We start from the raw sequence: 25597 nt of genomic DNA on the forward strand, positions 1-25597 counted from the left end.
GACCGGGTGGTTGAAGGACCGAAACCTGAAGGGGTTCCTGATCGCGCTGTCCGACATCGCCGGATACCGCTTCGACGAGTGGGACTGGGACGCCTTCGTGGCACGCATGTCGGACCGGCCCGAGTGGTTCACCTATCCGCTGGCAGGTCGGGCGACCGTTGAGGTCGCCGTCGCACGGGACGCGGAGGAAGGCCATGTCGGTCTCCGGCTGTCCGTTCCCGGCGATGACCCCTGTCTCGCCGAGAAGATCGAAGTCGCGTGGCGGATCTTCAACCACTTCGACGTGTCGGCGGTCGCCGACTTCATCGTGTAGAGCACCGCCAGGCCAACCCCTAATCTGACGGCATCTTCCCAACGTGTCAGTCGCGGATAGCTGCTACCTGCTCGGCGCTACGAGCTGTGCACGTGCGGACCCACAGCTCATAGCCGCCCAGTGCCCTGCTGCAGTTCCAGCCAGTCCAACGGCCTGCCTGGGCGCCGCTGCTGCCTGCCCAGTCGCAGCTCCGCTTGCTGCTGAAGCCTTCCTCCTGCTTCCTGTACGGCGTGCAGCCCTGCACTGCCACAACATCTGCCACGCCTTCTGCCGCGCATGCTTCCGCTGACGCGATCGCCGGTTGCACCACTGCCAACGAACCGGCTGTGACTGCCGCCAGGACCGCGCCCCGGACCATCATTCGAATGCTCACGCCCCGCAGTCTCGCATGATCTTGTTCGGCTTCCACTGCGGGGAAGCTCACATGCTCAGTCCGCGTGCAGGGTTATCGTCGTCCAGGCTCCAATGTGGATTCTATCGCCGTCCTCCAGCGAACGCGGGGTGTTGGGTTTCAACGTGTCCCTGCGGTGGTTCAGGGTTGTCCCGTTCGCCGAGTTGATGTCCACTATGGCCCAGCCGCCGTCCGGTTGCGCCACCAGCAACGCGTGCAGCCTCGACACCCCTGGGTCCTCCGGCGGCCCGGTGAGGTCGATGTCCGGCTGGATTCCCCTCGTCGCGCTCCTGCGGCCGATGCTCACCTGTTCGCCGTGCAGTTCGAAGTGCCTGTCCGGGCAGTAGGGCGGGAACATGATCGAGTCCGCGTCCGGCCCTCCGTCGGCTTTCACGCTCTCGTAGTACTTCCTGTCCGCCGACACCACCACCGACCACGTTCCGGCAGTGCGCGCCGGAGCCGGCGGTGCGGGGACTGGTTGCTCAAGCGGTGGTGCCGTTTGCCGCGGTGGGGGAGTGGCCAACGAGTCCGCGCCGCAGTCCTCGCAGAAGCGGTCGTCCAGCGGTGCCCCGCACACCGGGCATTCCCTTGCTCGCGCGGGTTCCGGGGCCGGGGGTGGTGCGGACGGGGCCTCAGCCAGTCCGCAGATCTCGCAGAAGCCGTCTTCTCCCCATGAGTGCTCGCAGTCCGCCATCAGTCCTCCTCGGACTTGCGGCCGACCCGTTTGGTCACCTGTGATCTGCTTTCCAGCGTCATCGCGTCCACCGTGGCGACCTCACGCTTGAGCCGGATCGTGCCGTGCACCGGGTCCACCACCTCGACGACCTTCGCCAGGAGTTTCGCGGTGTCCTCGTGCCCGGATTCGTGCGCGAGCTTCACCGCGCGGCCCAGTTTCGCCGTCGCCGACTCGATCTGGCCGGCCCGCTGGGCCTCCAGGCCCTCCTCGATCGCGGACGCCAGCTCCGCCTGGCCGGTGTAGTGCGCCACCTCGGGGTTGATCTTCGTCGACAACGCCGTGTCGTCCGTCCACACCGCGAGCACCTGGCCCTTGCCGAGCACGTCACCCGTCGCCGACACCAGGCTCACGCGGGCCGCCAGCATCTTGTCGCCGACGTTCGCCGGGTTGACCTGCACGCACACGTGGTAGTCACGGCTCTCCGAACCCCACGCGCCCGTCGGGTAGTCGCCGCTGCGGGCAGCCGACTCCACGCGGCGGTCGGTCAGGTCCGTCAGGGTCGGCTCGACCTGCTTGACGAACTTCACGGTCGCGCCCTGCGGTGTCCACAGCCGCAGCGACACGTCCGCGACCTCTTTGCCCATCGCGTTCGACGTCATCGCGCGGAAGTCGGCTTCGAGGTCCGCCGGCTCCGCGACGATGTCCACTGTGCCCAGCAGCGCGGTCGAGATCTTCCGCAGCTCCTTGACTTCCCAGTCCGTGCCCACGCCACGGCAGTCGCACACGAACTGGCCCGTCACGCCTTCGAGGATGCGTTCGAGCTTCTTCGGCCGCTCGTGGACGTTCTGACCGTCGGTCAGCAGGATCGCGTGCCGCAACGGGCTCGTCTGCGTCGCGAACAGCTCACGCGCCAGCAGCAGCCATTCGCCCATCGCCGTACCGCCGTCTGCCCGCAACGCGTTCACCGCGCGCTTGGCTTCCTCACGCGATAACGCCGTTGCCGGGCGCATGCCCAGCCGTGGCGGGTACACGAGGTCGGCCCGTTCGGAACCCGAGACGACCGCGAAGTTCACGCCGTCGCGCAACGCGTCGATCGCCGCCGCGGTGGCGCGTTTGGCCGCCGCGAGTTTCGTCGCGGGGTGCTGCATCGAGCCGGAGGTGTCGATGATGATCACCTCGGCGGCGTCGGCTCCCGCTGACGCCGCCGGCGTGGCGTTGCCCGACGCCGTCACGGTGACGATCGCGTTGACCTCGGCCGAGCCTTGCGGCAGGTACTCGTTCTGGTAGACCTCGACCTGGAAATCCGTCACGGCACACGCCCCTCCCAAGGTATGACCACGACAGTGATGTTGTCGTGTCCGCCGAGCTCGTTGGCAATGCTCGTCAACTCGGCCGCGACTTTCAACGGTTCCGCGTCGGAAACCCTGGCCGCCAAAGACTCCGCGTCCGGCAGATAGTTCCACAGGCCGTCGCTGCACAGCAGCAGCCGCCCGGGCGCCTCCGGCTGGATGACGACCACGTGCGGCGGTGCCTGCTCGGCGTCCGCGCCGACCCAGCGGGCCAGCGCGTGCGCGTTCAGGCTCGCGGACGCCTCGGCCTCGTCCATCCCGGCGGCCACGAGCTGCGCGACCAGTGTGTCGTCCGTGGTCAGCCTGCGCGACGGCACATCGGGCGACGAGGACACCCAATACGCCCTGCTGTCACCGATCCAGCCGACAGTGATCTCGGACTGCGTCACGACCGCGGACACCAGAGTGCACGACGGCGCGGTGTCCGGCGAGTTCGGGCGCGCCAGCTCGCCGACCGACTCGTAGGCCGCCGCCGCGCCGTCGTCGGTCGCGGAGCGGGGGGACGAACCGGACAGCAGAGCGTCCACAATGGCCTCGATGGCGGCGTCGACCGCGGCTTGCGAAGCCGAGTCGGCCCGTTCGGTCGAACCGACGCCGTCGCACACGACAGTCACGACCGCCTGCGGGGCGTCCACGGGCCCGACCACCCCGAACGCCATGGAGTCCTCGTTGCGGGCACGTGAGCGGCCACGGTCGCTCACCCCGGCCACCAGCTCCAGGTCGAACTCCATCCGGTCACGGCCGGTCGGCTGCGCCCGGCCGCACGTCTCGCAGTACCCGTCCGAGCTCACCGCGCCGCCGCAGCCGACGCATCCCGCGCCGCCGACCCGGCCGATCGGCCCGCCGGACGGCGTCCTGCGCAGCTGGAGGCTGCCACCGCAGTTCTCGCAGTAGCGGTCGGTCGCCTCAGCCGGTTCTCCGCAGTCAGGGCAGTTCACGTGTTTCGCTTCTCCCGCTCAGATCCAGGTCTTCGGCCGGATCCGGTTGGCATGGTCGACCAGCGCGATGCGCTCCCGGCGAGTGGGAGCTTGCCGGGCCAGGGTCCGATACCACTTTTCCAGGCCGCGCCGGAGATCGTCTTCGACCAGCCGGCATCCCAACACCGTTCCAGATGCCCCGGCAGGCCCGCCACGGACCCAGGAGTAAGCCGATTCCAGCAGGTCACGGGACGCGTGGGCGCGCCGGGCGTCGTCGAGTTCCAGCCCCGCCAGCTGCCCGCCCGCCGCGACGAGATCCTGCTCGCTCAGCCCGTCCGACCGCGAAATGCCTGTCCGCGCCCGGATCGCCGCCAGTTGCGCAGCCACGTGGTGACTCGACGTGTCCGGCACGGAGTTGAGCACGTCGACCGCCTCGCCGCGCTCCTGCTTGGCCAGCAACGCCCGTGCGAGGCCGAAGGCGGCGCTGATGTACGACCGATCCGTGCGCCACACCGTCCGGTAGTACTGGTCGGCGTCGCCCACGTCGCCGGACGCCTCCGCGCACGCCGCGATGGCCAGCTTGGGAGCCGCTTCACCCGGAAGCATGTCGTACACGCTCTCGAACGCCATCCGCGCCTGATCCGCGCTGCCCGCCGTGAGCGCCGCCAGGCCGCGGTGCCAGCCCAGCCGCCAGTCGCCCGGCTCGACCTTGGTCGTGTTCAGCAGCGTCTTCGTCGCGGCGTGGTCGCCCAGTTCGATGTACGCGCGTGCCAGCCGCAGCTTGACCTCCACGCTCTGCACCGGCGCGGCCTTGAGCTCGTCCACCAGTTCCCGCGTGCTGTTCGTGGCGACCCCGGCGAGGAACGCCGCGCCCGGGTCCGACGCGTCGATCCTGGGGATCGGCAGCGATCCCGCGATCACTGCGAGGCCGGGCGCGGTCAGCGCGACACCGAAGCTGCGGCGCTCCGGCGTGAACTCGACCGAGATGCCCGCCCGCGGCTGGCCGTCCCCGGCGGCCGCGACCTCGCGGAACACGCCCTCCAGCTGGTCGCGCATCTCCTCGGCCGACGGGAAACGCTGTGCCGGATCCTTGTGCGTGGCACGCAGAAGCAGCCGGTAGTACGACTCGAACTCCGCCAGCAGCGGCTGTTCCGCCGCGCCGGGCAGCGAAGTCTTGTAGGTGGCGTGGAAGTCGAACGGGAACGTCATCACGGCCAGCGCGCGCCCGACGGTGTACACGTCGGTCACCGGCGACGGCAGTTCCTTGCCGACCTCCGGCGCCTGGTAGCCGGTCGTGCCGTAGATCGGGCTGTTCTCGTCGTCGACGTGCCGCACCGCGCCGAGGTCGATCAGCTTGAGCTGCTCCTCGACCTGGATCACGTTGTCCGGCTTGAAGTCGCAGTACACCAGGCCCATGCCGTGCAGGTAGCCCAGTGCGGGCAGGATCTCCAGCGTGTACGCGATCGCCTGCGTCAGCGGCAGGCACGCGGTCTGGTCGCCGTGCGTGCGCAGCCGTTTGACCATGTCCTTGATGGACTCGCCGCCGACGTACTCCATCACGATGTAGCCGGTGGTCGTCTCGTCGTGCTGGTGCTCGGCGAAGTTGATGATCCGCACGATGTTCGGGTGCTCGACCTGCGCGAGGAACCGGCGTTCGGCCATCGCGGCGGCCATCGCGTCCGCGTCACCGGTGTCGAGCAGGCCCTTGAGCACCACCCAGCGGTCGTCGACGGCGCGGTCGAGCGCCAGGTAGATCCAGCCGAGCCCGCCGTGCGCGATGCAGCCGAGCACCTCGTACTGCCCGGCGACCATGTCACCCGGCGCCAGCTTGGGCGTGAAGTCGAAGTGGTGCCCGCACTTGGCGCAGAACCCGCTGACCCGGCCGGGCCTGCCTTCCCTGCCACGGCCCACTTTCGTGCCGCACTTGCTGCAGAACCGCTTGTTCTCGGGCACTTCGGGGTTGTCCATGACGGCTTCGCGCGGGTCGCGCTTGGGCACGCTCGGCACTTCCACGATGCCCCGGCCGAGCAGGCCGCGCCTGGTCGACCGGGTCGAGCCGCGGCGGGAACGGGCGGTGGCGCCGCTGCCGCTGCTGGGCGTGGTCCACGCCGTCGGGTGGCTCGCCGTGGTGGTCCGTGCCGACGAAGACGTGGGCGTGGACATGGATCCGGGGGACGCTGTCGCCGAGGACGCCGGGGCTTCGAGCCCGCACAGGTCGCAGAAGCCGTCCTCGTCCACCGCCCCCTTGCACCCCGAGCGCGGACAGCTGGTCATGACGCGGTCCTCTTTTCCTGGAGTGCCTGCTGGTAGCGGTTGACCGCGCGCGTCGCGGCCGGGAGGTCGCACGGTGTCGTGTACAGCACGCCGTGGGCTGTCCGGTGCAGCTCGGTCAGGTCGAGGTCCTCCGCGTGCCCGAGCCTGCTCGCCTTGGCGCGGTACGCCTCGAGCCGCCCGCGCAGCTCCAGCCGCCGGTCGAGCAGCCCGGTCACCAGGCGCAGCTGCGTGCGCGCCTCGGCCAGCGCGCTGGTGGAGTCCCGTTCGAGCGCTTCGAGGCCCGCTGCCAGCTCACGCCATTGGCCCGCCCGCCACAGGTGGGGCAGCTCGGTCAGCCGTGCCCGCAGCGGCCCGGTGGAATCGTTGGGACGCGCCAACCCTGGTGACGCGATCTTCTGCATGACGGTGGCGTACGCGACTTCGGCCTCGTCGCAGGCGCCGCCGACCTCGCCGAGCAGCGCCTCGATCCGGGCCATCCGGTCGTCGAACGTGTCCTTCGCCGACGACAGCCGGTGCAGCCGCGACCGCACGTCCTCCAGGTCGCCCGCCAGCCGGTCCCACCACTGCGTGGACTGTCCCGCGTCCAGCGCCATGGGGTCGGCCAGCGCCAGCTCCCTGATGTGCCCGAGGTCCCGCGCGATCCCGGCCAGCGCGGGGTCGTCGACGCCGAGCGACGTGGCCAGCGCGGACACCGTGCGCAGCTGCGTCTCCAGCGGGTCGATCTGCCCGATCGTCGTCGTCCACGCCGTGTCCGCGGCGGCGAGCACTTCCGTTATCGCCTTGTAGGCGGCCTTCATCCGTTCCACGAGTTCGGTCATCGTGACGCGTTCGCTCACGATCGCGGGACCGGTCAGGCTGCGTTGCTCGATCGGCAGCTGCTGGGCGTTGAGCTCGACGACCGGGTCGGTCAGCACCGTGGTCAACGCGCCGATGTCCCTGCGGGCAAGGAGGTCCTTGGCCAGCTCGACCATCCGGCGGTGCAGGTTGAACTGCTCCCACAGCACGGTCATCGTCGCGCTCGTCTCGGTCCACCGGCGTTTCGTCAGGCCTTTCAGTGCGGCGTTGCGCAGCAGCTGGTGACCGGCGTGGGTGTCCATCGCGACCAGCGCGTCGGCCATCCGGTCGCTTTCCTCATCGAGCCGCCGCAGCGCACGGCCGGCCTCCTCGTGGCTCAGCACGGTCAGTCCTTGTACCGGGGCACCGGCGGGGCCGGCGGCGGTCCGGGGATCAGGCCGTCGAGCCAACGGCCGTACGAGTTCGCCCAGGTGCCGTTCGTGCGCACCTGCTCCAGCACGCCGTTGACGAACCGGACGAAATCCACGTTCTGCTTCGGAATGGCCATCCCGTACGGCTCCGCGGCCACCGACGAGCCGACGACCGCGGTGTACTTGTCCTGCGCGGCCATCCCGGCGAGGATCACGTCGTCGGTGGAGACCGCGTCGACCTGGCCCTGCTGCAGCATCACCAGGCAGTCGGTCCAGTCCGACACCGACACCGCGATCGGTTTCGACGGCGCGTTGGCGATGTTGCGCAGGGACGTCGACGACTTCGTGGCGCAGACCCGTTTGCCGCCGAGCGACTCCATCCCGGTGAAGCCGGAGTTCTTCTTCACCAGCACCTGTTGCTGCGCCTCGTAGTACACCGCCGAGAAGTTCACGTCGACCAGCCGGTCGCACGTGATGCTCATCGTGCGCACCACGATGTCCACCTCGCCGGACTTCAGCATCGGGATCCGCTGGTCGGAGGTGACCGCGCGGAGCTGGATCGCGTTCGGGTCGCCGAACAGCGCGGCCGCGATCGAGCGGGCCATGTCGATGTCGAAGCCCTGGATGTCGCCGGTGAACGGGTCGCGGAAGCCGACGTTGTAGGTGTTCTGGTCCACGCCGACGATCAGCTTGCCGCGCTGGACGATCTTCGCCATCGTCGAGCCGCCGGGCATCGCGCCCGGCTTGGGCATCGGGTTCAAGGGCCGCAGGCTTGCCAGTTTGTCGCCGCATTCCTGCGCGGCAGCCGACGGCGGCACCGTCACGTCCGCGGCGTTCGCGGGCCGCGGCACCGCGGCGGTGACCGACGGGATCGTCGTCGTGCCCGTGCTCGACGTGCAGCCCGCCAGCAGCGTCCCCGCCGTCACCACGGCCGCGGCCAATACCAGTGCGTGTCTCATCGATACTCCTTGAGACGCTGCCAAAGCCCCGCCGTTGCCCCGGCTGCCACGACAAGAGCCAGCAGCGACACCACCACAACTGTGCCACCGAGGGCGTCGTTCGCGTCGCGGATCCGGGCGTTGAACGCGGCTCTGGTCAGATCGATCGCCCCGCGCAGGTCGGTGTCCAGCTTGTCGAACGCCGCCGCGGTGCCCTCGGGGACCGCGGCGATCGCGAGCCGGACCGCGGCCGCGTAGTTGCCGCCGTCGTCCTGTTTGCGCAGCTCGTCGTGGGCGCGCAGCCATTCGTCCGTGGTCGACCGCGCCGAGGTGACCTTGGCCGAGACCGCGCCGTCGGTCGCCTTGCCGACGGCTTCGTTGAGCAACCCGCTCAACGACCTGGTGACCTGGTCGAAGTCGTCCTCGTAGACCTTGCCGGTGCCGCGGGCGACCAGGGTCAGCGTCTCGTCGCCGCGTGCCTGCAGGGTCGCGATCCGGGCCCGTGCCAGCACATCGACCTGGATGGAGCCGTCTATCCGGCTGTCGTCCACGCTCGAGATCACGCTGAACGCCGCGACGGACACCCACACCAGCGAGATGACCGCCGCCACGGTCGCGGCGACCAGGCCGACGTTGAACACGCGGTTGGTCCGCCGCCGCACGTAGATCTGGGCGACGACCAGCACCGCCAGCACCGCGAGGCCCAGCAGCAACTCGGCGAACGGGAACCCGCCCGCACGGTTCTGGTCGGCCGACACGCGGCCGATCTCGTCGTCGTAGAGCTGTTGCGCGGCGGGCAGCAACTGCGTGCGCATCAGATTGGAGGCCTCACGCTGGTACGCGATCCCCAGCGGCAGACCTTGGCGGTTGTTCACCCTGGCCGTCTCGACCAGGCCGGTGTACACGGGCAGTTGTCCGGACAGCGTGGTCAGCGGGCTGTGCGGGGCCGTCACGTCCGCGGGTTCACGGGCCGCGACGGCGATCGCCAGTGCGTTGCTGGCCTGGGCGATGTCCTGCTCGAACCGGGCGCGCACGGCGGGCGGTTCGAGACCGCCCGCCAGGAACGCCCCGCTCGCTGTGGCGTCCGCGTCCGACAGGCTCCGGTAGATCTCCTGCGCGGCGACACTGAGCGGGCCGCTCCTGGTGGCCAGGTCCTCCAACGCCTGTGCCCGCCGCTGCACGCTGACAGCGGTGAAGACACCCGCTGTCACACCTACGACGACAAGCAGCAGCGCGAGCGCGCCGAGCACACCGGGTGTGGTCCGTGCCAGCTCCGTGACCTGGCGTAACGGTCTGCTGCGGGCGGCTCGATAGTTGGTGATCGTCATCCAGGGTCACCTACGACCATGCCGCAACCCCACCCCTCTACCCGGTCGACTCCCCGTTGCCGGTGATGATCCCCACAGTAGCCCGAGGTGTTAAGGGTTGAGCCCGGATCGCAGCAACACCGGTGCCCCGATGTGATCGATCAGGATCGGTTGACCGCGGAGATCTCCTCGAGGATCGCGGATTTGACCTCGTCAGGGGCATAGGAGACCCGCACGGCCGTGCTCGCGAGATCCGCGAGCTGGTCCCGGTCGTAACCGAACACCTCGTGACAGAGCAAGTACTCCTGGTTGAGGGTGGTGTGGAACATGCCGGGATCGTCGGTGCCGATGGCGACCGGCACACCCGCGGCGACCAGTTCGGGCAGCGGGTGGTTCTCGATCGCGTCGACGGCCTTGGTGCGGATGTTGGACGTCGGGTTGACCTCGAGCGGGATCTGGTTGTCCGCCAGGTAGCTGACCAGCCTCGGGTCCCGGGCGGCGCTCGTGCCGTGCCCGATGCGTTCGGCGTGCAGCTCGTTGATCGCCGCCCAGATCGTCGCCGGGCCGGTCGTTTCGCCCGCGTGCGGGACGCAGCGCAGTCCGTTGTCCGCGGCGACCGCGAACTGCTCACGGAACCACTCGCGCGGCACGCCGACCTCCGGCCCGCCGAGACCGAGCGCGACGGTGCCTTCCGGGCGGTGCTTCAGCACCCAGTCCAGGGTCTGCGGGCCGCCGTCCTTGCCGAGCACACCGTCGATGTCGAAGATCCAGCCGAACTCGACGCCGTACTGTGCACGCGCCTGCCTGCGTGCCTCGTCGAGGGTGTCGGTCAGTTCGTCCGGTTCGATTCCCATCGCGAGGTGCGAGGTCGGCGTGACCGTCACCTCGGAGTAGCGGACGTTGTCACGGGCCTGGTCACGCGCGAGGCCCAGCAGCAGCGCCAGCACGTCGGCGCCGGTGCGCACCAACGCGTTGACCTTGATGTAGATGTCGATGAAGTGCGCGAAGTCGCGGAACTCGTAGAAGTCCTTCAGCGCCTGCTCTTCGACGGGAACACCCCCGTCGGGGTGGCGGCGGGCCAGTTCGAGCACCGTCGGGATCGACGCGGATCCCACCAGGTGGACGTGCAGTTCGGCTTTGGGCAGCGCGGAGACGAAGTCTTTCATGACTCGGGAAATCCTTGGGATAGCCGGGAAGTGGACACACGTGTGCTGCGGGCGCGGTCCAGGCTATGGAGCGAGGTCACCCCGCTCGTGGTCTTCCCCGTACAACGGATATTCCGGCACAACCTCAGCATAGGGTTGACGTCAAGGGTTTTCGGTACTGGGATGCCACAATGGACTCACTGGAGCGGCCATTCGGGGACGTCACGTGGCGTAAGGCAGCTCGGCGGCTGGTGCCGTACCTGGGGTTGCTGTACTTCGTCAACTACCTCGACCGGGTCAACATCGGCTTCGCCGGGCCCGCCGGGCTGTCGAAGGAGCTGTCGCTCACCGCGACCGCGTTCGGCTTCGCGTCGGGGATCTTCTTCATCGGCTACCTCATCCTCGAGGTGCCGAGCAACCTGGCGCTGCACAGGTTCGGCGCGCGCAGGTGGATCGCCCGGATCATGATCAGCTGGGGCGTGATCGCCACCGCGGTCGCGTTCGTGCCCAACGCGACCGTGCTGATCATCCTGCGGTTCCTGCTCGGTGTCGCGGAAGCGGGCTTCTTCCCCGGCATCATCCTCTATCTCACATACTGGTTCCCGGCTCGCTACCGCGCGCGGATGGTCGCGTGGTTCATGGTCGCCATCCCGATCTCCAGCGCGATCGGCGCGACCGTCTCGGCGTTGCTGATCCGGCACGGCGACGGCGTGTTCGGCCTCGCGGGCTGGCGGTTCATGTTCCTCGTCGAGGGCATCCCGGCGATCCTGCTCGCGTTCGTCACGTGGTTCTTCCTCACCGACCGCCCCACCGAGGCCAAATGGCTCACCCCGGAAGAGGGCAAATGGATGCAGTCGCAGCTCGACGCCGAGCGGGCCGCGACGGAGAGCGAGCACCACTGGCCGTTGCGCAAAGCATTGACACACGGCCGGATCATCGGCCTGGCGTTCGTCTACTTCGGAAACGTCTACGGCCTGTACGCGCTCGGGTTCTTCCTGCCGAGCATCATCGCCGGGTTCCAGCAGCAGTTCGGCACCACGTTCTCGATCGTCGAACGTGGACTCATCACCGCGGTGCCGTACGTCCTCGGCGGGATCGCGATGGTGTTCTGGGCGCGGCACGGCGACCGGACGGGAGAACGGGTCTGGCACGTGGCGCTGCCGATGATCGTTGGCGGCGTGGCGATCCCGGTCGCGCTGTACCTGGGCAGCCCCTTCGCCGTGATGGTCGCGGTGAGCATCACCGCGATCGGGATCTGCTGCGCGCTGCCCACGTTCTGGGCGCTGCCGTCGACGTTCCTCGCCGGGACGGCCGCGGCGGGCGGGATCGCGCTGATCAACTCGCTCGGCAACGTCAGCGGGTTCGCCGCGCCGTACATCACCGGCGGGCTCGAGGACCTCACCGGTTCGCAGAAGACCGGGCTGTGGGTGGTCGGTGCGGTGATGATCGCGGGCGCGCTGCTCGCGACAGCGCTCAAGGCCGCCCCGGGAAAGAAGGACAAGGGCAAGAATGCGACTTCCGGCGTCTTGACTGGTCAAGACGACACATGAAGGGTTCAGGCTGTCGTGTTCCGAACTCGTAGTGAGGGGTTGTCGTGCGGCGAGTAGTGACCGTACTGGCAGCGGTTGCCGTGGCACTGCCTGTAATCCCTTCCGTGGCAAATGCCGCGCAGGGGCCCGTTTTCAAGGACGGTCAAGCACAGCCGGTGTTCGACCCGGCTGATGTCGTGCGCGAAAGCCTCTGGGTGACCGCGCCGGTCGACAGCGACCGTGACGGCAAGGACGACCTCGTGCACGTGGAGGTGGTCCGGCCGCGAGCGACCGAGCAGGGGCTCAAGGTCCCGGTCGTGTACCAGGCGTCACCGTACTACGCGGGCGGCAACGACGTCGCCAACCACAACGTGGACGTCGAACTGAACTCCCCGACGTGGCCGGGACGTCACCGCAACGGCACCGCCGGTGACGAGCGGGTCGCCGCCGCGATCGGCCCGAACCCAGCCATCACGTGGCGTTACGAGCAGTACTTCACCGCACGCGGCTTCGCCGTGGTGTACGGGGAGTCGCTGGGCAGCGGGCAGTCGACCGGCTGCCCGACCTCCGGCGGCCGCAACGAGACCATCGGCGCGAAGTCCGTTGTGGACTGGCTCAACGGCCGCGCGCGGGCCAAGGACGCGGCGGGCGCCCCGGTCAGTGCGAAGTGGACGACCGGCAGCGTCGGCATGATGGGCGTGTCCTACAACGGAACGCTGCCCAACGCCGTGGCCACGACCGGTGTCCGCGGCCTCGACGCGATCGTGCCGATCGCCGCGATCTCCAGCTGGTACGACTACTACCGCCAGGACGGCGCGGTGGTCGCGCCGGGCACGTTCCAGGGCGAGGACCTCGACGTGCTGGCCAGGTACGTCTACACCAGGGCGGACCAGGAGATCTGCAAGCCGGTGCTGGACGAGATCGAACGGGAGCAGGACCGGATCACCGGTGACTACAGCCCGTTCTGGCACGAGCGCAACTACCTCAAGGACGTGCACAAGGTCCGCGCCGCGACCCTCGTCGTGCACGGCCTCAACGACTGGAACGTCAAGGACCTGCACGCCGAGCAGTGGTACGAGGCGATCAAGAAGGTCGGCGTGCCGCACAAGATCTGGTGGCACCAGTCCGGGCACGCGGACCCGTACAGCCTGCGCCGCGACGAATGGCTGGTCACGCTGAACCGCTGGTTCACCCGTTACCTGTACAAGCAGCAGAACGGTGTGGAGAAGGAACCGCGCGCGACGATCCAGCGCGAGGACAAGTCGTGGGTCGACGAAGCCGAGTGGCCCGCGCCGGGCACCTCGCCGGCTTCGCTGTACCTGGGCGCCGGCGGCGCCTCCCGCGGCACCCTCGGCACCTCGCCGACGCACCGCTCGGTCACCGAGTCGCTGACCGACGACGCGACGAAGACCGCCGAGAGCCTGGTGGACGCCGCCAGCTCGGCGAACCGGTTGTCGTACTCGACGGGCACGACCAAGAAGGCGATCCGGCTGTCCGGCCGGGGCAAGGTCGACCTGCGCACCTCGTTCAGCCGCCCGGCGGCCAACGTGACCGCGCTGCTCGTCGACCGGGCACCGGACGGCACCAGCAAGATCATCACCCGGGGCTGGACCGACCCGCAGAACCGGCTCAGCCCGTGGCTCACGCTGCCGGTCACGCCGGGCCGCGAGTACTCGGTCGAGGTGCGGTTCGAGCCCAAGGACTACCTGGTCGCCGCCGGTCACAAGATCGAGTTCGTGCTGCTGTCGAGTGACTTCGATTACACCCTGCGCCCCAAACCGGGCGCCGGGATCTCCCTCGACGTCGACGACACCCGCCTTGACCTGCCGATTCTCGGCGGAAAGCGAGCGCTGCGCGAGGCGCTGTGAGTTTTCACGGCGCGGGCATGTCGCGTCCTCAGCTGTTGTTCAGCTGGTCAGAGGACTCTGGAGTCATCAGCGGCTGTCGGGGGCCGCGGTGGCAGAGGTGGAGGGCGCGACATGCTCCGCAACGAGGTGATGAGCTGGGACACTGCCAGCCGCCAGGGCGGCAGGCAGTTCAACGCGGACGCGGTGGGCGCGTCCATGGACGGCGACAGCGTGGTCTTCGCGCTCGCCGACGGCATCGGCGACACGATGTGGGCAGGCGAAGCCGCCCGTGTCGCCTCGGACGTAGCGGCCCGCACGTCGACAGCGGCGGGCCCAGTGGAGGCAGTGCTCGCCGCCCAGCGAGCACTGGACGCCCTGAACACGGGCGCTGACACGCTCCTGGTCGTCGCGATGCCAACCGAAGACGGTTACGACATCGCATGGGTAGGAGACGTACGCGCCTACGTGTGGGACGGCATCGAACTCAAGCAAGTGACGAGCGACCAGACCATGGCCGAGTACTTCCGGCTGCATGACACGGTCCCCACGCCACGCATGGAACACGTGGTGACCAACTCGCTGCGGACCACGTCCGAGGAGCGCGTCGGCCGGACGAGCGTGACCGGTGTCAAGAGCCTGCTGCTCTCCAGCGACGGCGTGCACAAGGTCGTGTCACCGGAAGTCATCCAGGGTGTCCTGGCCGAGGAAGGCACCACGGCTTTGTCCCGTGTGTCCACCTTGGTCGACACCGCGATGGTGCTCGGTGGCACGGACAACGCGACCGCGGTACTGATCACGTCCAGGACATGAGAGAACGCCGGTACCGCGCGTACCGGCGTTCTTCTCAGTTGTTACCAGACCTTCAGAAGTCTCGTGCCGTGCGGCGGGATCGTGGCCTCGAACCCGTCCGCGTACCGGCCGAGCGTGCGGTCCGCCCACACATCGCGGACCGTTCTGCGACCGCCGAAGCCGAAGTCCTTCCAGTTGGCCCGCACGGTCTTGGCCTCCGAGCCCAGGTTGAACAACGCGACGGTGTACGAGCCGTCCTTGTTGCGCGCCCACCACACCGGCTGGTCGGTGTTCGGATCGACCGGCCTGGCCGGGCGGCCCTGCTGGTTGAGCGCGAGCACCTCGCGGTTGGTCAGCAACTTCACGCCGAGATCGTCCAGTTTGGTCACGTCGTCGCCGACGTACAGCGGGGACGACGTGACCGCCCAGAACGTGGCGTAGCTGTAGCGCTCGTCCGGCGTCAGGCCGTCCATCTCACCGTTGCCGACGTTGAGCGTGTCCAGGTCGTGCCAGCCGCCGGGGCCGGAGTGCCGGATCCACGGCGGCAGGTCCTTCCAGCGGTCGTTGACCGAGTTCTCCCACGTGACCAGCGTTTCGCAGTAGCACTCGACGTCCGTGTCGATCCGCCAGCCGTTGGAGGACTTCTTCCAGTCCTCGATGTGGCCGATGTCGATCGACCACGAGATCTCGACGTGCACCTCGCGGCCGGTCCGGTCGAACGCCTTGCGGTAGGCGGCGATCTCGTCGCGGTTGTCGTACTGCGGGCCGCTCTTCCACGAACCGGGACCGACGCCGTCGATCTTGAGGAAGTCGTAGCCCCAGTCGGTGAACATCCGCGCGATCGAGTCGATGTACTCCTGCGAGCACGGGTTCGAGAAATCGATCTTGTACGAGCTGTCCCAGCCGTTGGTGGTCCGCAGATCCGGGTAGACCAGGTCGTGCGTGCTGCAGCCGGGCGCGTCCTTGACCGGGAAGTCACCGCCGTCGTAGACGCCCTTGGCCAGGCCGACCGGGATGTAGATGCCTGCTTTGAGCCCCTTGTGGTGGATGTAGTCGGCCATCCACTTCATGCCACGCGGGAACCGTTCCTTGTCCGGCGTCGGGCGGCCGTACGCGTCATAGCCGAACTTCCAGCTCCAGTCGGCCCACCAGCCCGCGTCCATGTTCACGTACTCGTAGCCGTAGCGCTTGAGCTTCGAGGCGATCGCGTCGGTCTGCTTGATGACGTTGGCTTCGTTGAGCCAGCTGTAGTCACCCTTCGGGTTGAGACCCGGGTACTTGCTGGCCTGCATGCTCCAGCTGCTCCAGCCCATGTAGGGCTTCTCCGCGATGCGCTCCCGGTCACCGGCTTGTGCGGCCGGAGTCGCGACGCTGATCGCGAGCACCGCCCCGAGCAGGTAGGTGAGGGGTCGTTTCAGCATTGCGCTCCCTTACGAGGTGACCTTGTAGATGACCGCGTCCTCGCCCGGCACGGTGACGTCCGTCCGGCCACGGCTGGTGAACGTCCTGCTGGAGCACAGTTCCCGCAAAGCGCTCCGGTACGGCAGGCCGATCCGCTCCGGGTCGATCCGGAACTCGCGCGGTGCCTTGCCGAAGTTGCACACCGCCAGGTACGTGTCCTTGTCGTGGTAGTAGTTGCCGAACTGGATGTGGTCGGCGTCGTTGTAGTCGTAGACCCTGTCCAGCCACCACCCGTACGTCACCGGGTTGAGCAGGTTCTCCGTGCTCTTCTGGTACAGGTCCGGCTTTTCCTCGTGCCATATCCATCGAGCCGTGCACGTCACACGAGATGCGCCGCGCGTTGCCGTACTGGCCCTTGAACAAAGGGGAGATCGCCAGGTCGATGAACGTGTCCTCGCCCGCCCACGGGTCCAGCGCCCAGCCGCCGTTGAGCAGGATCGGCTGGCCGTCGGCCTGCAACACCGTCTGCCGCAACGTCTGGTTCGGGCAGCCGTCGCACAGCGCCGTCCCACCGACCTGGTTGTCGATGCCTTCCTTCCAGAAGTTCGTGAACGGCTGGAAGTACAGCGCGGGCTCCTGACCGTTGGCCTTGACGTGCGCCACGTACTCTTCGAGTCTCTTCCAGCTGATCCCGGGGTTCTCGTACTGCCACTGCGGGTCCAGCATGGCGTCCCAGTACGAGTCGATACCGACGTACGGTTTGGACGCGCCCTTGAACGCGGGCAGCTTGCCGACGATGAAGTCGCTGGTCTCGTTCATCAACGCCGGGTCGGCGACGGCTGACCCCAAACCGCCCCAGGAGTTGTAGCCGAAAGGAACAGCGTCTGCACGGCGATCGCCGCCGCGCCACGTGCCCACTCCTCGAACGGCAGCGGGCGGAGAATGAGCTCGCAGTGCGCGGCGGCGCCGAACGCCTGCGTGCCGAAGGTTTCCCTGATCTCGGCGGCGAACAGGTCGTACGCGTCCAAACCCTCGCCGGACACGATGATCCGCTCCGGCCCGACGAGGTTCGCCATCGCGGCCAGACCGCGGCCGATCGCCACACCCGCCCTGGCGAACACCCGCCGCAGCGCCTCATCGCCCATCCGGGCGCCGGTGATGACCTCGTCGATCGTCAGGTCCCGCTCGCCGGTCGTGGTCCTGGCCTGGTCCACGATCGCGTCCGTCGAGGCGATGGCCTCCACGCAGCCAGTCGCGCCGCAGTGGCACAACGGCCCGTCGCCGAAGACGGGAATGTGCCCGATCTCCCCGGCGACGCCGTGCGACCCGGTCACCACACGGCCGTTGACCACGAGCCCGCAGCCGATCCCGGTGCCCAGCGTGACCAACGCGAACGAGTCCGCGCCGATCCCGTTGCCGAACCAGCGCTCGGCCACCGTGATCGCTTTGACGTCGTTGTCGACCGTGATCTCCAGGTCGACCTTCTCGGCCAGCAGGTCCGCCAGCGGGACGTCCCGCCAGTGCAGGAAGGGGGAGTAGCGGACGTGGCCGGACTCGCGGTCGACATCGCCCGCGATCGTGACGCCGAGGCAGTGCGTCCGCTGCTTGTACGACTTGGACTCCGCCAGCAGCTCGGTGACCATCGCCGCGACGCCGTCCACGACCGCGTCGAGCTTGCACGAGGACAACGGGTGGAACCTGGTGAGCAGGACCTGCGCACGCAGGTCCGTGACCACGCCGACCAGCTCACGGTCGGTGATCTTGATGCCGAGGAAGAACTCCCGCTCGGCCCGGATTTCCAGCGGACTGGCCGGTCGGCCGACCCCGCCCTGCTCGGAGTCGAGCTCAGCGAGATACCCGGCCTCGATCAGCGGCCGGGCCGCCTTGGTGACCGCGGCCGACGACAGGCCGGTCCGGCGCGCCACGTCCACCCGTGACACCGGGCCCTGGGTGAGGACCGTGGTGAAAACGGTGGCCGCCGCCGGGCTGGTGACCGGCGCGCGCCTGCTCTGGCGTCGTGGCGTCATGCTTCGGTAGCGTAGGTCTCATAAATTAACTTCGTCAAGAAACTAAGTGCTTCCCCGGGTGGAACGCGAGGTCAACGCATGGCTGAGGTGGTCTTCGATCCTGCCGAGCGGCTCTGGCTGCTGACGACGGCGACCACGTCGTACGCGCTGCGGCTGGACGAGTCGGACGCGCCGCGGCACGTGTTCTGGGGACCGGCGCTGACCGTCGAGCAAGCCGCGGCGATCCGGACGCCTGTCCTGTCGAAGATCAGTGCCGTCGACGGGACCACCGACGAGGAACTCGTGGTGGAGGGCAGTGCCCGGTTCGACGCGCCGTCGCTCTCAGTGCGTTTCCCCGACGGCACGAGGGCCTTCGAATGGAAGTACCTCGACCACACCATCGACGAGGGGCACCTGGCGATCCGGTTCGCCGACCGGCACTACCCGCTGGAAGTCGCGCTGCACTACCGGGTCGGCGCGGACACGGACGTGATCGAGCGCTGGACAACTTTGCGGCACACCGGAGCGGACGAACCGATCACGTTGCTGCGCACGGACTCCGCGTCCTGGTTCCTGCCATACCGAGCCGGATACGAGCTCACGCACACGGTCGGCGGCTGGTCGAACGAGTTCCAGCTCCAGCGCACGCCCCTGACGTACGGCGAGACCGTGTTCACCAGCCGCCGCGGCACGTCGAGTCATCAAGCCAACCCGTGGCTGTTCGTACGGAACGGCGACGAAGTGTGGAGCGGGGCGTTGGCGTGGAGCGGTTCGTGGCGGATCACCGTGCGGCACACGCCTTCAGGGCAGACCAGCTTCTCCGGCGGTTTCGGGCACGAAGGCGTGAGCTGGCGGCTGAACACCGGCGAGGAATGGGAAACCCCCGTGTTCGCCGGGCTTTACGCCACGGACGGGGTCGAGGCAACCGCACGCCGCTGGCACGTCTATGTGCGTAACCACGTGTTGCCGCACGCCGACGAGACCCGTCCCGTCATCTACAACTCCTGGGAAGCCACGGAGTTCGACGTCAACGAGACGAACCAGAAAGGCCTGGCAGCGCGGGCGGCGGCAATGGGCTGCGAACTGTTCGTGATGGACGACGGCTGGTTCGGCGCGCGGACCAGCGACACAGCCGGGCTCGGCGACTGGGAGGTCAACCGGGATCGCTTCCCCGGCGGGCTGGACCCGTTGATCGCCGAGGTGCACCGGCTCGGCATGCGCTTCGGGCTGTGGGTGGAACCGGAGATGGTGAACCCGGACAGCGACCTGTACCGGCAGCACCCGGACTGGGTCCTGCACATGCCGAACAGGACACGGACGACCCTGCGCAACCAGCTCGTGCTCAACTTCGCCCGCACCGACGTGGCCGAATGGGCCCACAAGTGGCTCGACCAGCTGGCGGGCAGGCACGAGATCGACTTCCTGAAGTGGGACATGAACCGCGCGTTCAGCGAGGCGGGCTGGCCGGGCGAAGCCGACCAGGACAGGCTGTGGATCGACCACGTCAGGCACGTCTACGCGATCATCGACCGGCTCCGCGCCGACCACCCGAACCTGCGCGTCGAAGCCTGCTCGGGAGGCGGAGGCCGGATAGACCTCGGCATGCTGGCAAGGACGGACCAAGCCTGGGTGTCGGACAACACGGATGCCCTGGATCGCATCCGCATCCAGCACGGCTACAGCACGCTCTACCCGGCAAGGACGATGTCGGCCTGGGTGACCGACAGCCCGAACCAGTTGACCGGACGCGTGATCCCACTGGCGTTCCGCTTCCACGTGGCAATGGCGGGAGTACTGGGAATCGGCGGAAACCTGCTGAACTGGACACCGGAAGAACTGACCGAAGCAACCACTTTGCTGAAGCAGTACAAGGAAATCCGGCACGTCGTACAGCACGGCTCGCAGTACCAGCTCGCCGCGGGCCCGGTCACGGGCGTCCAGTACACCCTGGGCAACGAAGTAGTGGTGTTGCTGTGGCGGCCCGTGGTCAACTTCGGCAAACCGCCACTTCCCGTACGTCTCAAGGCCTTGGACCCCTCAGCCCGGTACCGTACCGGCGCGGGCGAGTGTTGCGGCGCTGTCCTGCTGCACCACGGTCTGGAACCGTCTTTGCCAACCGGCGACTACGCCAGCACGATGATCCACCTCACGAAAATCAACCCATCTTGAAGAAAGACGGCAAGATACACCATCCCCAAACCAGTCGCACCCCGAAGAAGATCAAAAAAGCCAGTTGTCCACACCGGGGCGGTTGTCCACAACCGCCCCCAACGACCTCTGCCGCAAGAAGAAGCGAAGAAGGCAGAGTCGAATCATGCAGGCAAAGCAGCGAGCCCGAATCAACCTCCAAGGCAACGGTGACCTGATCGCGGCCGTTCCGTACCTGCTCGGTTTCAAGCCGAGCGAGTCCGTGGTGGTCTGTGTCTACGCGGGTGCGAGTCGTACTCAGATAACCCTGTGTCTGCGTGCGGACATACCACCGCCGGAGCTCTACCACTCGCTTGTCGAACAGCTCAAACTTCCCGTACTGCGTGCGAACTCATGTGGTGTGTCCGTGATCGTCGTGTGCGATGGCTCGGTGAGTCCGCCGGATCCTCTGCCGCACAGGAAACTTGTCGACACCTTTGCCCAGGTGTTCTCTGAGTCCGCTGTGGCTGTGCATCATGCGTACTGGGTTTCCGAGATCGAGGAGGGCGCCACGTGGTGGTGTTATCCGGACTTGGAGTGCAACGGGTCGGTGCCGGATCCGACCGCCTCCGAACTCGCTGCCACCGCTGCATGTATGGGGTCGGTGACGTACGCCAGCAAGGCGGACATCCGGACCACTCTCGAACCGGTCGACAGTGCGTCACCGGCCGCGCGGGCTGAGCAGATCAAGGCCGCTCTTGCCCAGGAACAGGATGAGGCCGTTGCTCAACAGCTGCTCGATGACCTGGTCCAGCGGGTACGGGATGGGAAGTGGGCGCTGGAGGAGGATCGGTTGGTCGACCTGGCAGTCGCGCTGAAGAACGTCCGTGTTCGTGACGGGTGCCTGCACCCTGAGGTGACGAGTATCGGGCGGCCCATCGAGGAAGCATGGGCTGAACTCGTCCGCGCTCTCCCTGACCCTTATCGAGCTGAGCCTGCTTGTTTGCTTGCCCTTACCGCGTTCCTGCGCGGGGATGGCGTCATGGCTGGCGTCGCGGTCGACCTGGCCATCGAGTCCGACCCTGACCACAGCTTCGCCAAACTGCTACGAACCTCCATGGACTACGGCCTACCACCTGACTCGGTCGCCGCAGCCGTAGCCCAAGCCTTCACGGACCCGGCAGAACCCGCCAAAACCCACGTGCCGCGCCCTCCCATCACGGACGGCCCGCGTTCGCTGGAAATCCACGCCTCAGACCCGTCGAACCCACACCCACCAGACAACGCACAGCCACCCAACGAGTAAGGACGAGAAGGCTCTGCCGGTCGGGGTGAGCCACATACGGTACTCACCTCGGCCCACGCAACCCGGCCGATACCAACAAGCCTGCTGCGATGTGGAGCCGTAGGTGCGTCGTAACCCTGTCTTGCGGGCGCGAGTGCTAGGAGTGCGGTTGACCTGTTGGGCGGACAGGACGTTCGGCGTGGTGGTCAGACTCCCTCGGTCTGGGTCTTGAATCCTGCGGGGCTGAGATGGCCGAGGTTGGAGTGCCGACGCAAAGGTCATCGCCAGCGTCGTTGGGAGGACTGCTTCCTGGAAAGCGGGATCGCCACCGCGGCGACCGCGCTCGCGCTGTCCGATCGGCTGAAGGTCGGCGTCGGGCTGCTTCCGGTGCCGCTGCGCAACGTCGCACTGGCCACAATGGAAGCGGCCACGCTGTACCGGCTGTTTCCGGGCCGGGTCCTGCTCGGTCTCGGCCACGGTGTCCAGGACTGGATGGGCAGGTCGGTGCCCGTGCCGAGTCGCCGTTGACTCTCCTGCGGGAGTACGCGGTGGCGATGCGGTCGTTGCTCGCCGGAGGACGCGTGACCACTGAGGGCCGGTACGTCAAGCTGCGTGATGTCGAGCTGGGCTGGCCGCCGGAGACCGTGCCGCCGCTGTACGTCGGCGCGACCATCCCTCCAGCGAGGCCCGACCCTTGACCTTGACCGAGATCGGCGACGACCTCACCCGGTCCGCCGACGCGTGCGGTCTTGAGACCTTCGCTGGTGCGCACGGGCATATGACCTTCATTGGTGCGTGCGGGCACAAGGCCTTCGTCGGTACTGCACTGGTCACCCCGCGCCTCCAACAAGCCCTGTTTCGTTCACGCCCGCGGCGCCAAGGACGATCGCATGCAGCCACCGACTATGTCTGGGCGGTCGTGGCCGTCCAGCATGGTCGACTAGGGCCTGAGTCGAAGTCGGTTAGAGCCATTCGTTGATCGCGGCGGTATGGACGGCGGTTTCGTAGCGGACGGCGAGTTTGACGTAGGGGGTGGCCACAGCGCGATGGCGTTTGTACCCGGTTGATGTCGCATTCCACGGCGTGGCACTGTTTGCAGGTCTCAGTGGCGCAGGTAGGTGGCCGTCCACCCTTCGACCCTCTGGCCTTGGGGTGGGCGTCCTGGTTGCCTTATTCGGGATAGTCGCCCGCATCCCTTGGTGGCGCAGGTACTCACGGGTGGCTGTCGACGTTCTAGGCCTTGTCCGCCACCACACGACCGGGGTTGGGGCCGGGGTCTCCCATCCGCCAGCCGAGGCGCCCGGGTACCCGTTAACACGGGGGTACACTGCGGGCTGTCGCCACACTGACAGCGGTCAGCACGATCGACAACGGCTTTTGGTCCTGCTCACGACCTAGATGCAGTTTCGTGGTCAGCCCGGCCCGCGTACGGCCCAGTGCGTGTTCATCGGGCTCGTCGGCGATCCCGCCCGGCGACTCCCGCTACAGACCCCTTTTTCCGGGCACCGGCGGCGTGCTGATGCGCTCGCGCGATCGTGGGGTCCACAAGGACATCCTCGGTGACTCGTCCGGCCGCGTCGGCCCACGCGCGAAGCGCGGTCAGGATCGTGTGCCAGACGCCGGCCCGCTGCCACCGGCGGAACAGTCCATGGATCGCGGCTCAGGATCCATACGGTGGTGGGAGTGTCCCGCCAGGGTGACCCGCTCCGCACTCGCCATCGGATCCCGTCGATGAGCTGCCTCTTGCTCCATGACGGCGGTCGCCCTGACCGCGACGGCCGGGGCAACAAAGGCTCCGGCAACGCCCACTGCGCGTCAGTCAGGTCGAACCGCCCGCCACCGCGAAGGTGCCCACGGGGTCTCCGTGCTCAGGTTCTTCTTGGTCGACGAACCCTGTACCGGAGACGTCACTCATTCTGATCACCAACACACCCGGCAGCGTCAACTCCGGTCAAACCACGCAGCCAACTTCGACACACGACCTAGTACGCCCGCTTGTGAGCCCGCTGTTCGAGCGGCGACTGACACGGCCCGGCACTCCGCTAGGCCTCATACAAACCTATGGAGCACTACGCTTCGTGGGACGCCGACCTTGGACAGGGTATAGGTGTGTCGCGTTAGTCGTTGGCCTTGTTGATGTGTTGGACTGGCCTGGCCGGTTTACCGTTGTGGTGCAAGGTAGGACGGGTGCTTGCGGTGGTGGCAGTGACTAATCTGTTCACACACCGTTCGCGTCACGAAGACCCAAACCTGCTGCATCACCGAGCATCTGCACGCCGAGCTGGGCTGCCTTTCTGGAACGATGGGATCGTCTGCGACGACGCCATGGATGAGGCGTTCTGGGGTCCGGTCGGGGGGCGGTGGAGGTGTTGCAGGCGACGGTGGTGCGGCGGGTGATGGTTCGGGTATGCAAGTCGTGGGCGTGGGGCGCATGCGGGCTGAGCTGCTCGACCGGCAACAGAGGCGGGCACCGTTTGGGTTAGCGAGCGCGATTCTTGGACATAGAGAAGGGGTGCCGCCGTTGTCTCGGGCGCTCAGAGCTGGGCTGGGTGAGCTCGATGGAGTTCTAGACCACGGCCCGGCCGCGGGGTCTGGCCACTTCGCCGACGAGTCCGTGAGTTCGGGGCGACATCGTTGGTGTCCATCAACGGGTACCTCCAGCCGGGTAGTGCTTGGTGTCGTTGCCGCTTGGGCTTGGCGCATTCGGTTTGCAGGGTGTGTTTGGACTGTCCGGATTTGCGTCCAGAATGCTGGGTTGATGAAGAGTCGCCGTGTGCCCAGGGTTCGGGCATGCCGCTGCTCAGGTTCTGGCCGACTCGGTCGATCTTGGCGTCGTCGGTTGCGTGAGGTAGGCGGGACTCTGGCGCGGTGCCTGGCGACTTGGTTGTTGGCCGTGGCATGGGATGCGCCGAGTCGCTCGGCGGCGTGGGCTGGTGGCGCCGGTCGCGGGATGGGGCGAGGAGTCGATTGGCGTGGATGGTTTTGCAGGTGTCAAGCGCGTGCGGGTGCTGGTTATGGAAGTGGTGCGGTGTGTAGGTGGACAACATGTGCGGCGGGACGGGCATTCGGCCAGTGAGACAGCGAAGCACCCGCGGCCAGCCAGCGGTGGCGCGGGTGCTTCGGTCCGATGGGACGACTAGCGGGACTGGGTGAAGGCCCAGGCGTCGTTCACGATGGTCGCTATGTCGGCTCGCTCCGGCTTCCAGCCCAGGTCGGTCCGGGCGCGCTCGCTGGAAGCCACCAGGACTGCCGGGTCGCCCGCGCGGCGGGGCGCCACCTTGGCCGGGATTTCGTGGCCGGTTGCCTCGCGGCAGGCTTCGATGACCTGCTTCACGGAGAAGCCGGTGCCGTTGCCGAGGTTGTACACCGCGTGCTTGCCCTCGGTCGCGCTTTCGATCGCCAGGAGGTGGGCGTCGGCGAGGTCCGTGACGTGGATGTAGTCGCGGACGCAGGTGCCGTCTTCGGTCTGCCAGTCGTCGCCGTAGATCTGGATCCGCTCGCGCTGGCCCGTCGCCACCTGGAGGACCAGGGGGATCAGGTGGGTTTCGGTCGCGTGCCGCTCGCCGTAGCGGCCCTGAGCGCCCGCCACGTTGAAGTACCGCAGGCTGACCGCTGCCAGGCCGTGGGCCGCGGCGTACGAACTGATCATGTGGTCGACGGCAAGCTTGGTGGCGCCGTACGTGTTCGTCGGGCGCGTTGGCGCCGTTTCGGGGATCGGGACCTCGTCCGGCTCTCCGTAGACCGCCGCCGTCGAGGAGAAGACCAGGCGAGGCGTGCCATGCTCGCGCATCGCGTCCAGCAGCCGCAGCGAGTTCACCACGTTGCCGTGCCAGTACTTCGCCGGGTCCTGCATCGACTCGCCGACCAGGGACTTCGCCGCGAAGTGCAGCACGCCGTCGAAGCCCTCGCCCAGCACCGTGCTCGCCACGTCGGCGAAGTCGGCCTGGATCAGCCTGCAACCGTCCGGCACCGCGTCCGCGTGCCCGGTCGACAGGTCGTCGACCACGACGACCTCGTGGCCTGCTTCGACGAGCCGTGCGGAGCAATTGCTGCCCACGTACCCAGCACCGCCCGTGACGAGCAGCTTCACTGGCTGTC

Annotated in this window: 23 protein-coding genes; 9 read left to right on the plus strand and 14 right to left on the minus strand. The window is 67.8% G+C overall.

From position 1 onward, the window contains the following. Window positions 1–10: 10 nt before the first annotated feature. Complete coding sequence (locus AOZ06_RS14285) at window positions 11–313, plus strand: hypothetical protein (protein ID WP_157233015.1); 303 nt, start codon at window positions 11–13, stop codon at window positions 311–313. Between the two features lie 46 nt (window positions 314–359). On the opposite strand, the gene AOZ06_RS53860 is transcribed toward AOZ06_RS14285, so the two are convergent. The 9 genes from AOZ06_RS53860 to add all read right to left on the minus strand — a co-directional run bounded on the left by AOZ06_RS53860 (window position 360) and on the right by add (window position 10536). Beyond that, entirely contained in the window at window positions 360–686 is a 327-nt protein-coding gene (locus AOZ06_RS53860) for a hypothetical protein (RefSeq protein ID WP_157233016.1), read from the minus strand. Between the two features lie 55 nt (window positions 687–741). Further along, window positions 742–1131, minus strand: a complete 390-nt coding sequence (locus tag AOZ06_RS59850; protein ID WP_236952217.1) for an FHA domain-containing protein — start codon at window positions 1129–1131, stop codon at window positions 742–744. Between the two features lie 266 nt (window positions 1132–1397). Next, a complete protein-coding gene (locus tag AOZ06_RS14295) occupies window positions 1398–2690 on the minus strand; it encodes a vWA domain-containing protein (protein ID WP_218921987.1) in 1293 nt (430 codons plus the stop codon). After that, on the minus strand, window positions 2687–3667 hold the full coding sequence (locus AOZ06_RS14300) for a PP2C family protein-serine/threonine phosphatase (RefSeq protein ID WP_054289841.1): 981 nt from the start codon (window positions 3665–3667) through the stop codon (window positions 2687–2689). The genes AOZ06_RS14295 and AOZ06_RS14300 overlap by 4 nt, the downstream gene beginning before the upstream one ends. 18 nt (window positions 3668–3685) lie before the next feature. Continuing rightward, window positions 3686–5920: a serine/threonine-protein kinase gene (locus AOZ06_RS14305; RefSeq protein WP_054289842.1), complete on the minus strand. Its 2235-nt coding sequence runs from the start codon at window positions 5918–5920 to the stop codon at window positions 3686–3688. Continuing rightward, window positions 5917–7098, minus strand: coding sequence for a hypothetical protein (locus AOZ06_RS14310; RefSeq protein ID WP_054289843.1), 1182 nt, complete (start codon window positions 7096–7098; stop codon window positions 5917–5919). Before AOZ06_RS14310 ends, AOZ06_RS14305 begins: the two co-directional genes overlap by 4 nt. A gap of 2 nt (window positions 7099–7100) precedes the next feature. Further along, on the minus strand, window positions 7101–8084 hold the full coding sequence (locus AOZ06_RS14315; protein ID WP_054289844.1) for a glutamate ABC transporter substrate-binding protein: 984 nt from the start codon (window positions 8082–8084) through the stop codon (window positions 7101–7103). Then, entirely contained in the window at window positions 8081–9391 is a 1311-nt protein-coding gene (locus AOZ06_RS14320) for a hypothetical protein (protein ID WP_054289845.1), read from the minus strand. The genes AOZ06_RS14315 and AOZ06_RS14320 overlap by 4 nt, the downstream gene beginning before the upstream one ends. A 140-nt stretch (window positions 9392–9531) precedes the next feature. Then, a complete protein-coding gene (gene add / locus AOZ06_RS14325) occupies window positions 9532–10536 on the minus strand; it encodes an adenosine deaminase (protein ID WP_054289846.1) in 1005 nt (334 codons plus the stop codon). Between the two features lie 170 nt (window positions 10537–10706). Here add and AOZ06_RS14330 point away from each other — a divergent pair, with 170 nt between their 5' ends. From AOZ06_RS14330 to AOZ06_RS14340, 3 genes are all read left to right on the plus strand, one after another. Beyond that, window positions 10707–12065: an MFS transporter gene (locus AOZ06_RS14330; RefSeq protein WP_054289847.1), complete on the plus strand. Its 1359-nt coding sequence runs from the start codon at window positions 10707–10709 to the stop codon at window positions 12063–12065. Between the two features lie 44 nt (window positions 12066–12109). Further along, window positions 12110–13912 (plus strand): Xaa-Pro dipeptidyl-peptidase, encoded by a 1803-nt coding sequence (locus AOZ06_RS14335; RefSeq protein WP_054289848.1) that lies wholly within the window; start codon window positions 12110–12112, stop codon window positions 13910–13912. Window positions 13913–14023: 111 nt separating this feature from the next. Next, the gene (locus AOZ06_RS14340; RefSeq protein ID WP_054289849.1) at window positions 14024–14701 is read left to right on the plus strand and encodes a PP2C family protein-serine/threonine phosphatase; all 678 of its coding nucleotides are present in this window, start codon (window positions 14024–14026) and stop codon (window positions 14699–14701) included. A gap of 41 nt (window positions 14702–14742) precedes the next feature. On the opposite strand, the gene AOZ06_RS14345 is transcribed toward AOZ06_RS14340, so the two are convergent. Together AOZ06_RS14345 and AOZ06_RS14350 are read right to left on the minus strand one after the other, a co-directional pair. Next, window positions 14743–16101 carry a glycoside hydrolase family 27 protein gene (locus AOZ06_RS14345; protein WP_054289850.1) on the minus strand — a complete coding sequence of 453 codons (1359 nt, stop codon included), beginning with the start codon at window positions 16099–16101 and terminating at the stop codon, window positions 14743–14745. 9 nt (window positions 16102–16110) lie between these two features. After that, complete coding sequence (locus tag AOZ06_RS14350) at window positions 16111–16464, minus strand: hypothetical protein (protein WP_054289851.1); 354 nt, start codon at window positions 16462–16464, stop codon at window positions 16111–16113. Window positions 16465–16469: 5 nt separating this feature from the next. On the opposite strand from AOZ06_RS14350, the gene AOZ06_RS14355 reads away from it, so the two are divergent. Next, window positions 16470–16721, plus strand: coding sequence for a hypothetical protein (locus tag AOZ06_RS14355; protein ID WP_054289852.1), 252 nt, complete (start codon window positions 16470–16472; stop codon window positions 16719–16721). A gap of 178 nt (window positions 16722–16899) precedes the next feature. On the opposite strand, the gene AOZ06_RS14365 is transcribed toward AOZ06_RS14355, so the two are convergent. Beyond that, window positions 16900–18108 carry an ROK family transcriptional regulator gene (locus AOZ06_RS14365; RefSeq protein ID WP_054289854.1) on the minus strand — a complete coding sequence of 403 codons (1209 nt, stop codon included), beginning with the start codon at window positions 18106–18108 and terminating at the stop codon, window positions 16900–16902. A 78-nt stretch (window positions 18109–18186) separates the two neighbouring features. On the opposite strand from AOZ06_RS14365, the gene AOZ06_RS14370 reads away from it, so the two are divergent. From AOZ06_RS14370 to AOZ06_RS58875, 4 genes are all read left to right on the plus strand, one after another. Next, window positions 18187–20256 (plus strand): alpha-galactosidase, encoded by a 2070-nt coding sequence (locus AOZ06_RS14370; protein ID WP_054289855.1) that lies wholly within the window; start codon window positions 18187–18189, stop codon window positions 20254–20256. Between the two features lie 145 nt (window positions 20257–20401). After that, on the plus strand, window positions 20402–21520 hold the full coding sequence (locus AOZ06_RS53865) for a DUF4192 domain-containing protein (RefSeq protein ID WP_083471684.1): 1119 nt from the start codon (window positions 20402–20404) through the stop codon (window positions 21518–21520). A gap of 237 nt (window positions 21521–21757) precedes the next feature. Continuing rightward, a complete protein-coding gene (locus AOZ06_RS58870; RefSeq protein ID WP_218921988.1) occupies window positions 21758–22027 on the plus strand; it encodes an LLM class flavin-dependent oxidoreductase in 270 nt (89 codons plus the stop codon). Beyond that, window positions 22024–22197, plus strand: coding sequence for an LLM class flavin-dependent oxidoreductase (locus tag AOZ06_RS58875; RefSeq protein ID WP_218921989.1), 174 nt, complete (start codon window positions 22024–22026; stop codon window positions 22195–22197). Before AOZ06_RS58870 ends, AOZ06_RS58875 begins: the two co-directional genes overlap by 4 nt. Window positions 22198–22911: 714 nt before the next feature. On the opposite strand, the gene AOZ06_RS59855 is transcribed toward AOZ06_RS58875, so the two are convergent. Continuing rightward, the gene (locus tag AOZ06_RS59855; RefSeq protein ID WP_225955359.1) at window positions 22912–23322 is read right to left on the minus strand and encodes a transposase; all 411 of its coding nucleotides are present in this window, start codon (window positions 23320–23322) and stop codon (window positions 22912–22914) included. A gap of 1313 nt (window positions 23323–24635) precedes the next feature. Continuing rightward, window positions 24636–25589, minus strand: a complete 954-nt coding sequence (gene galE, locus AOZ06_RS14385; RefSeq protein WP_054289857.1) for a UDP-glucose 4-epimerase GalE — start codon at window positions 25587–25589, stop codon at window positions 24636–24638. Window positions 25590–25597: the final 8 nt, after the last annotated feature.

This window comes from Kibdelosporangium phytohabitans, from assembly GCF_001302585.1.
GTDB lineage: Bacteria > Actinomycetota > Actinomycetes > Mycobacteriales > Pseudonocardiaceae > Kibdelosporangium > Kibdelosporangium phytohabitans.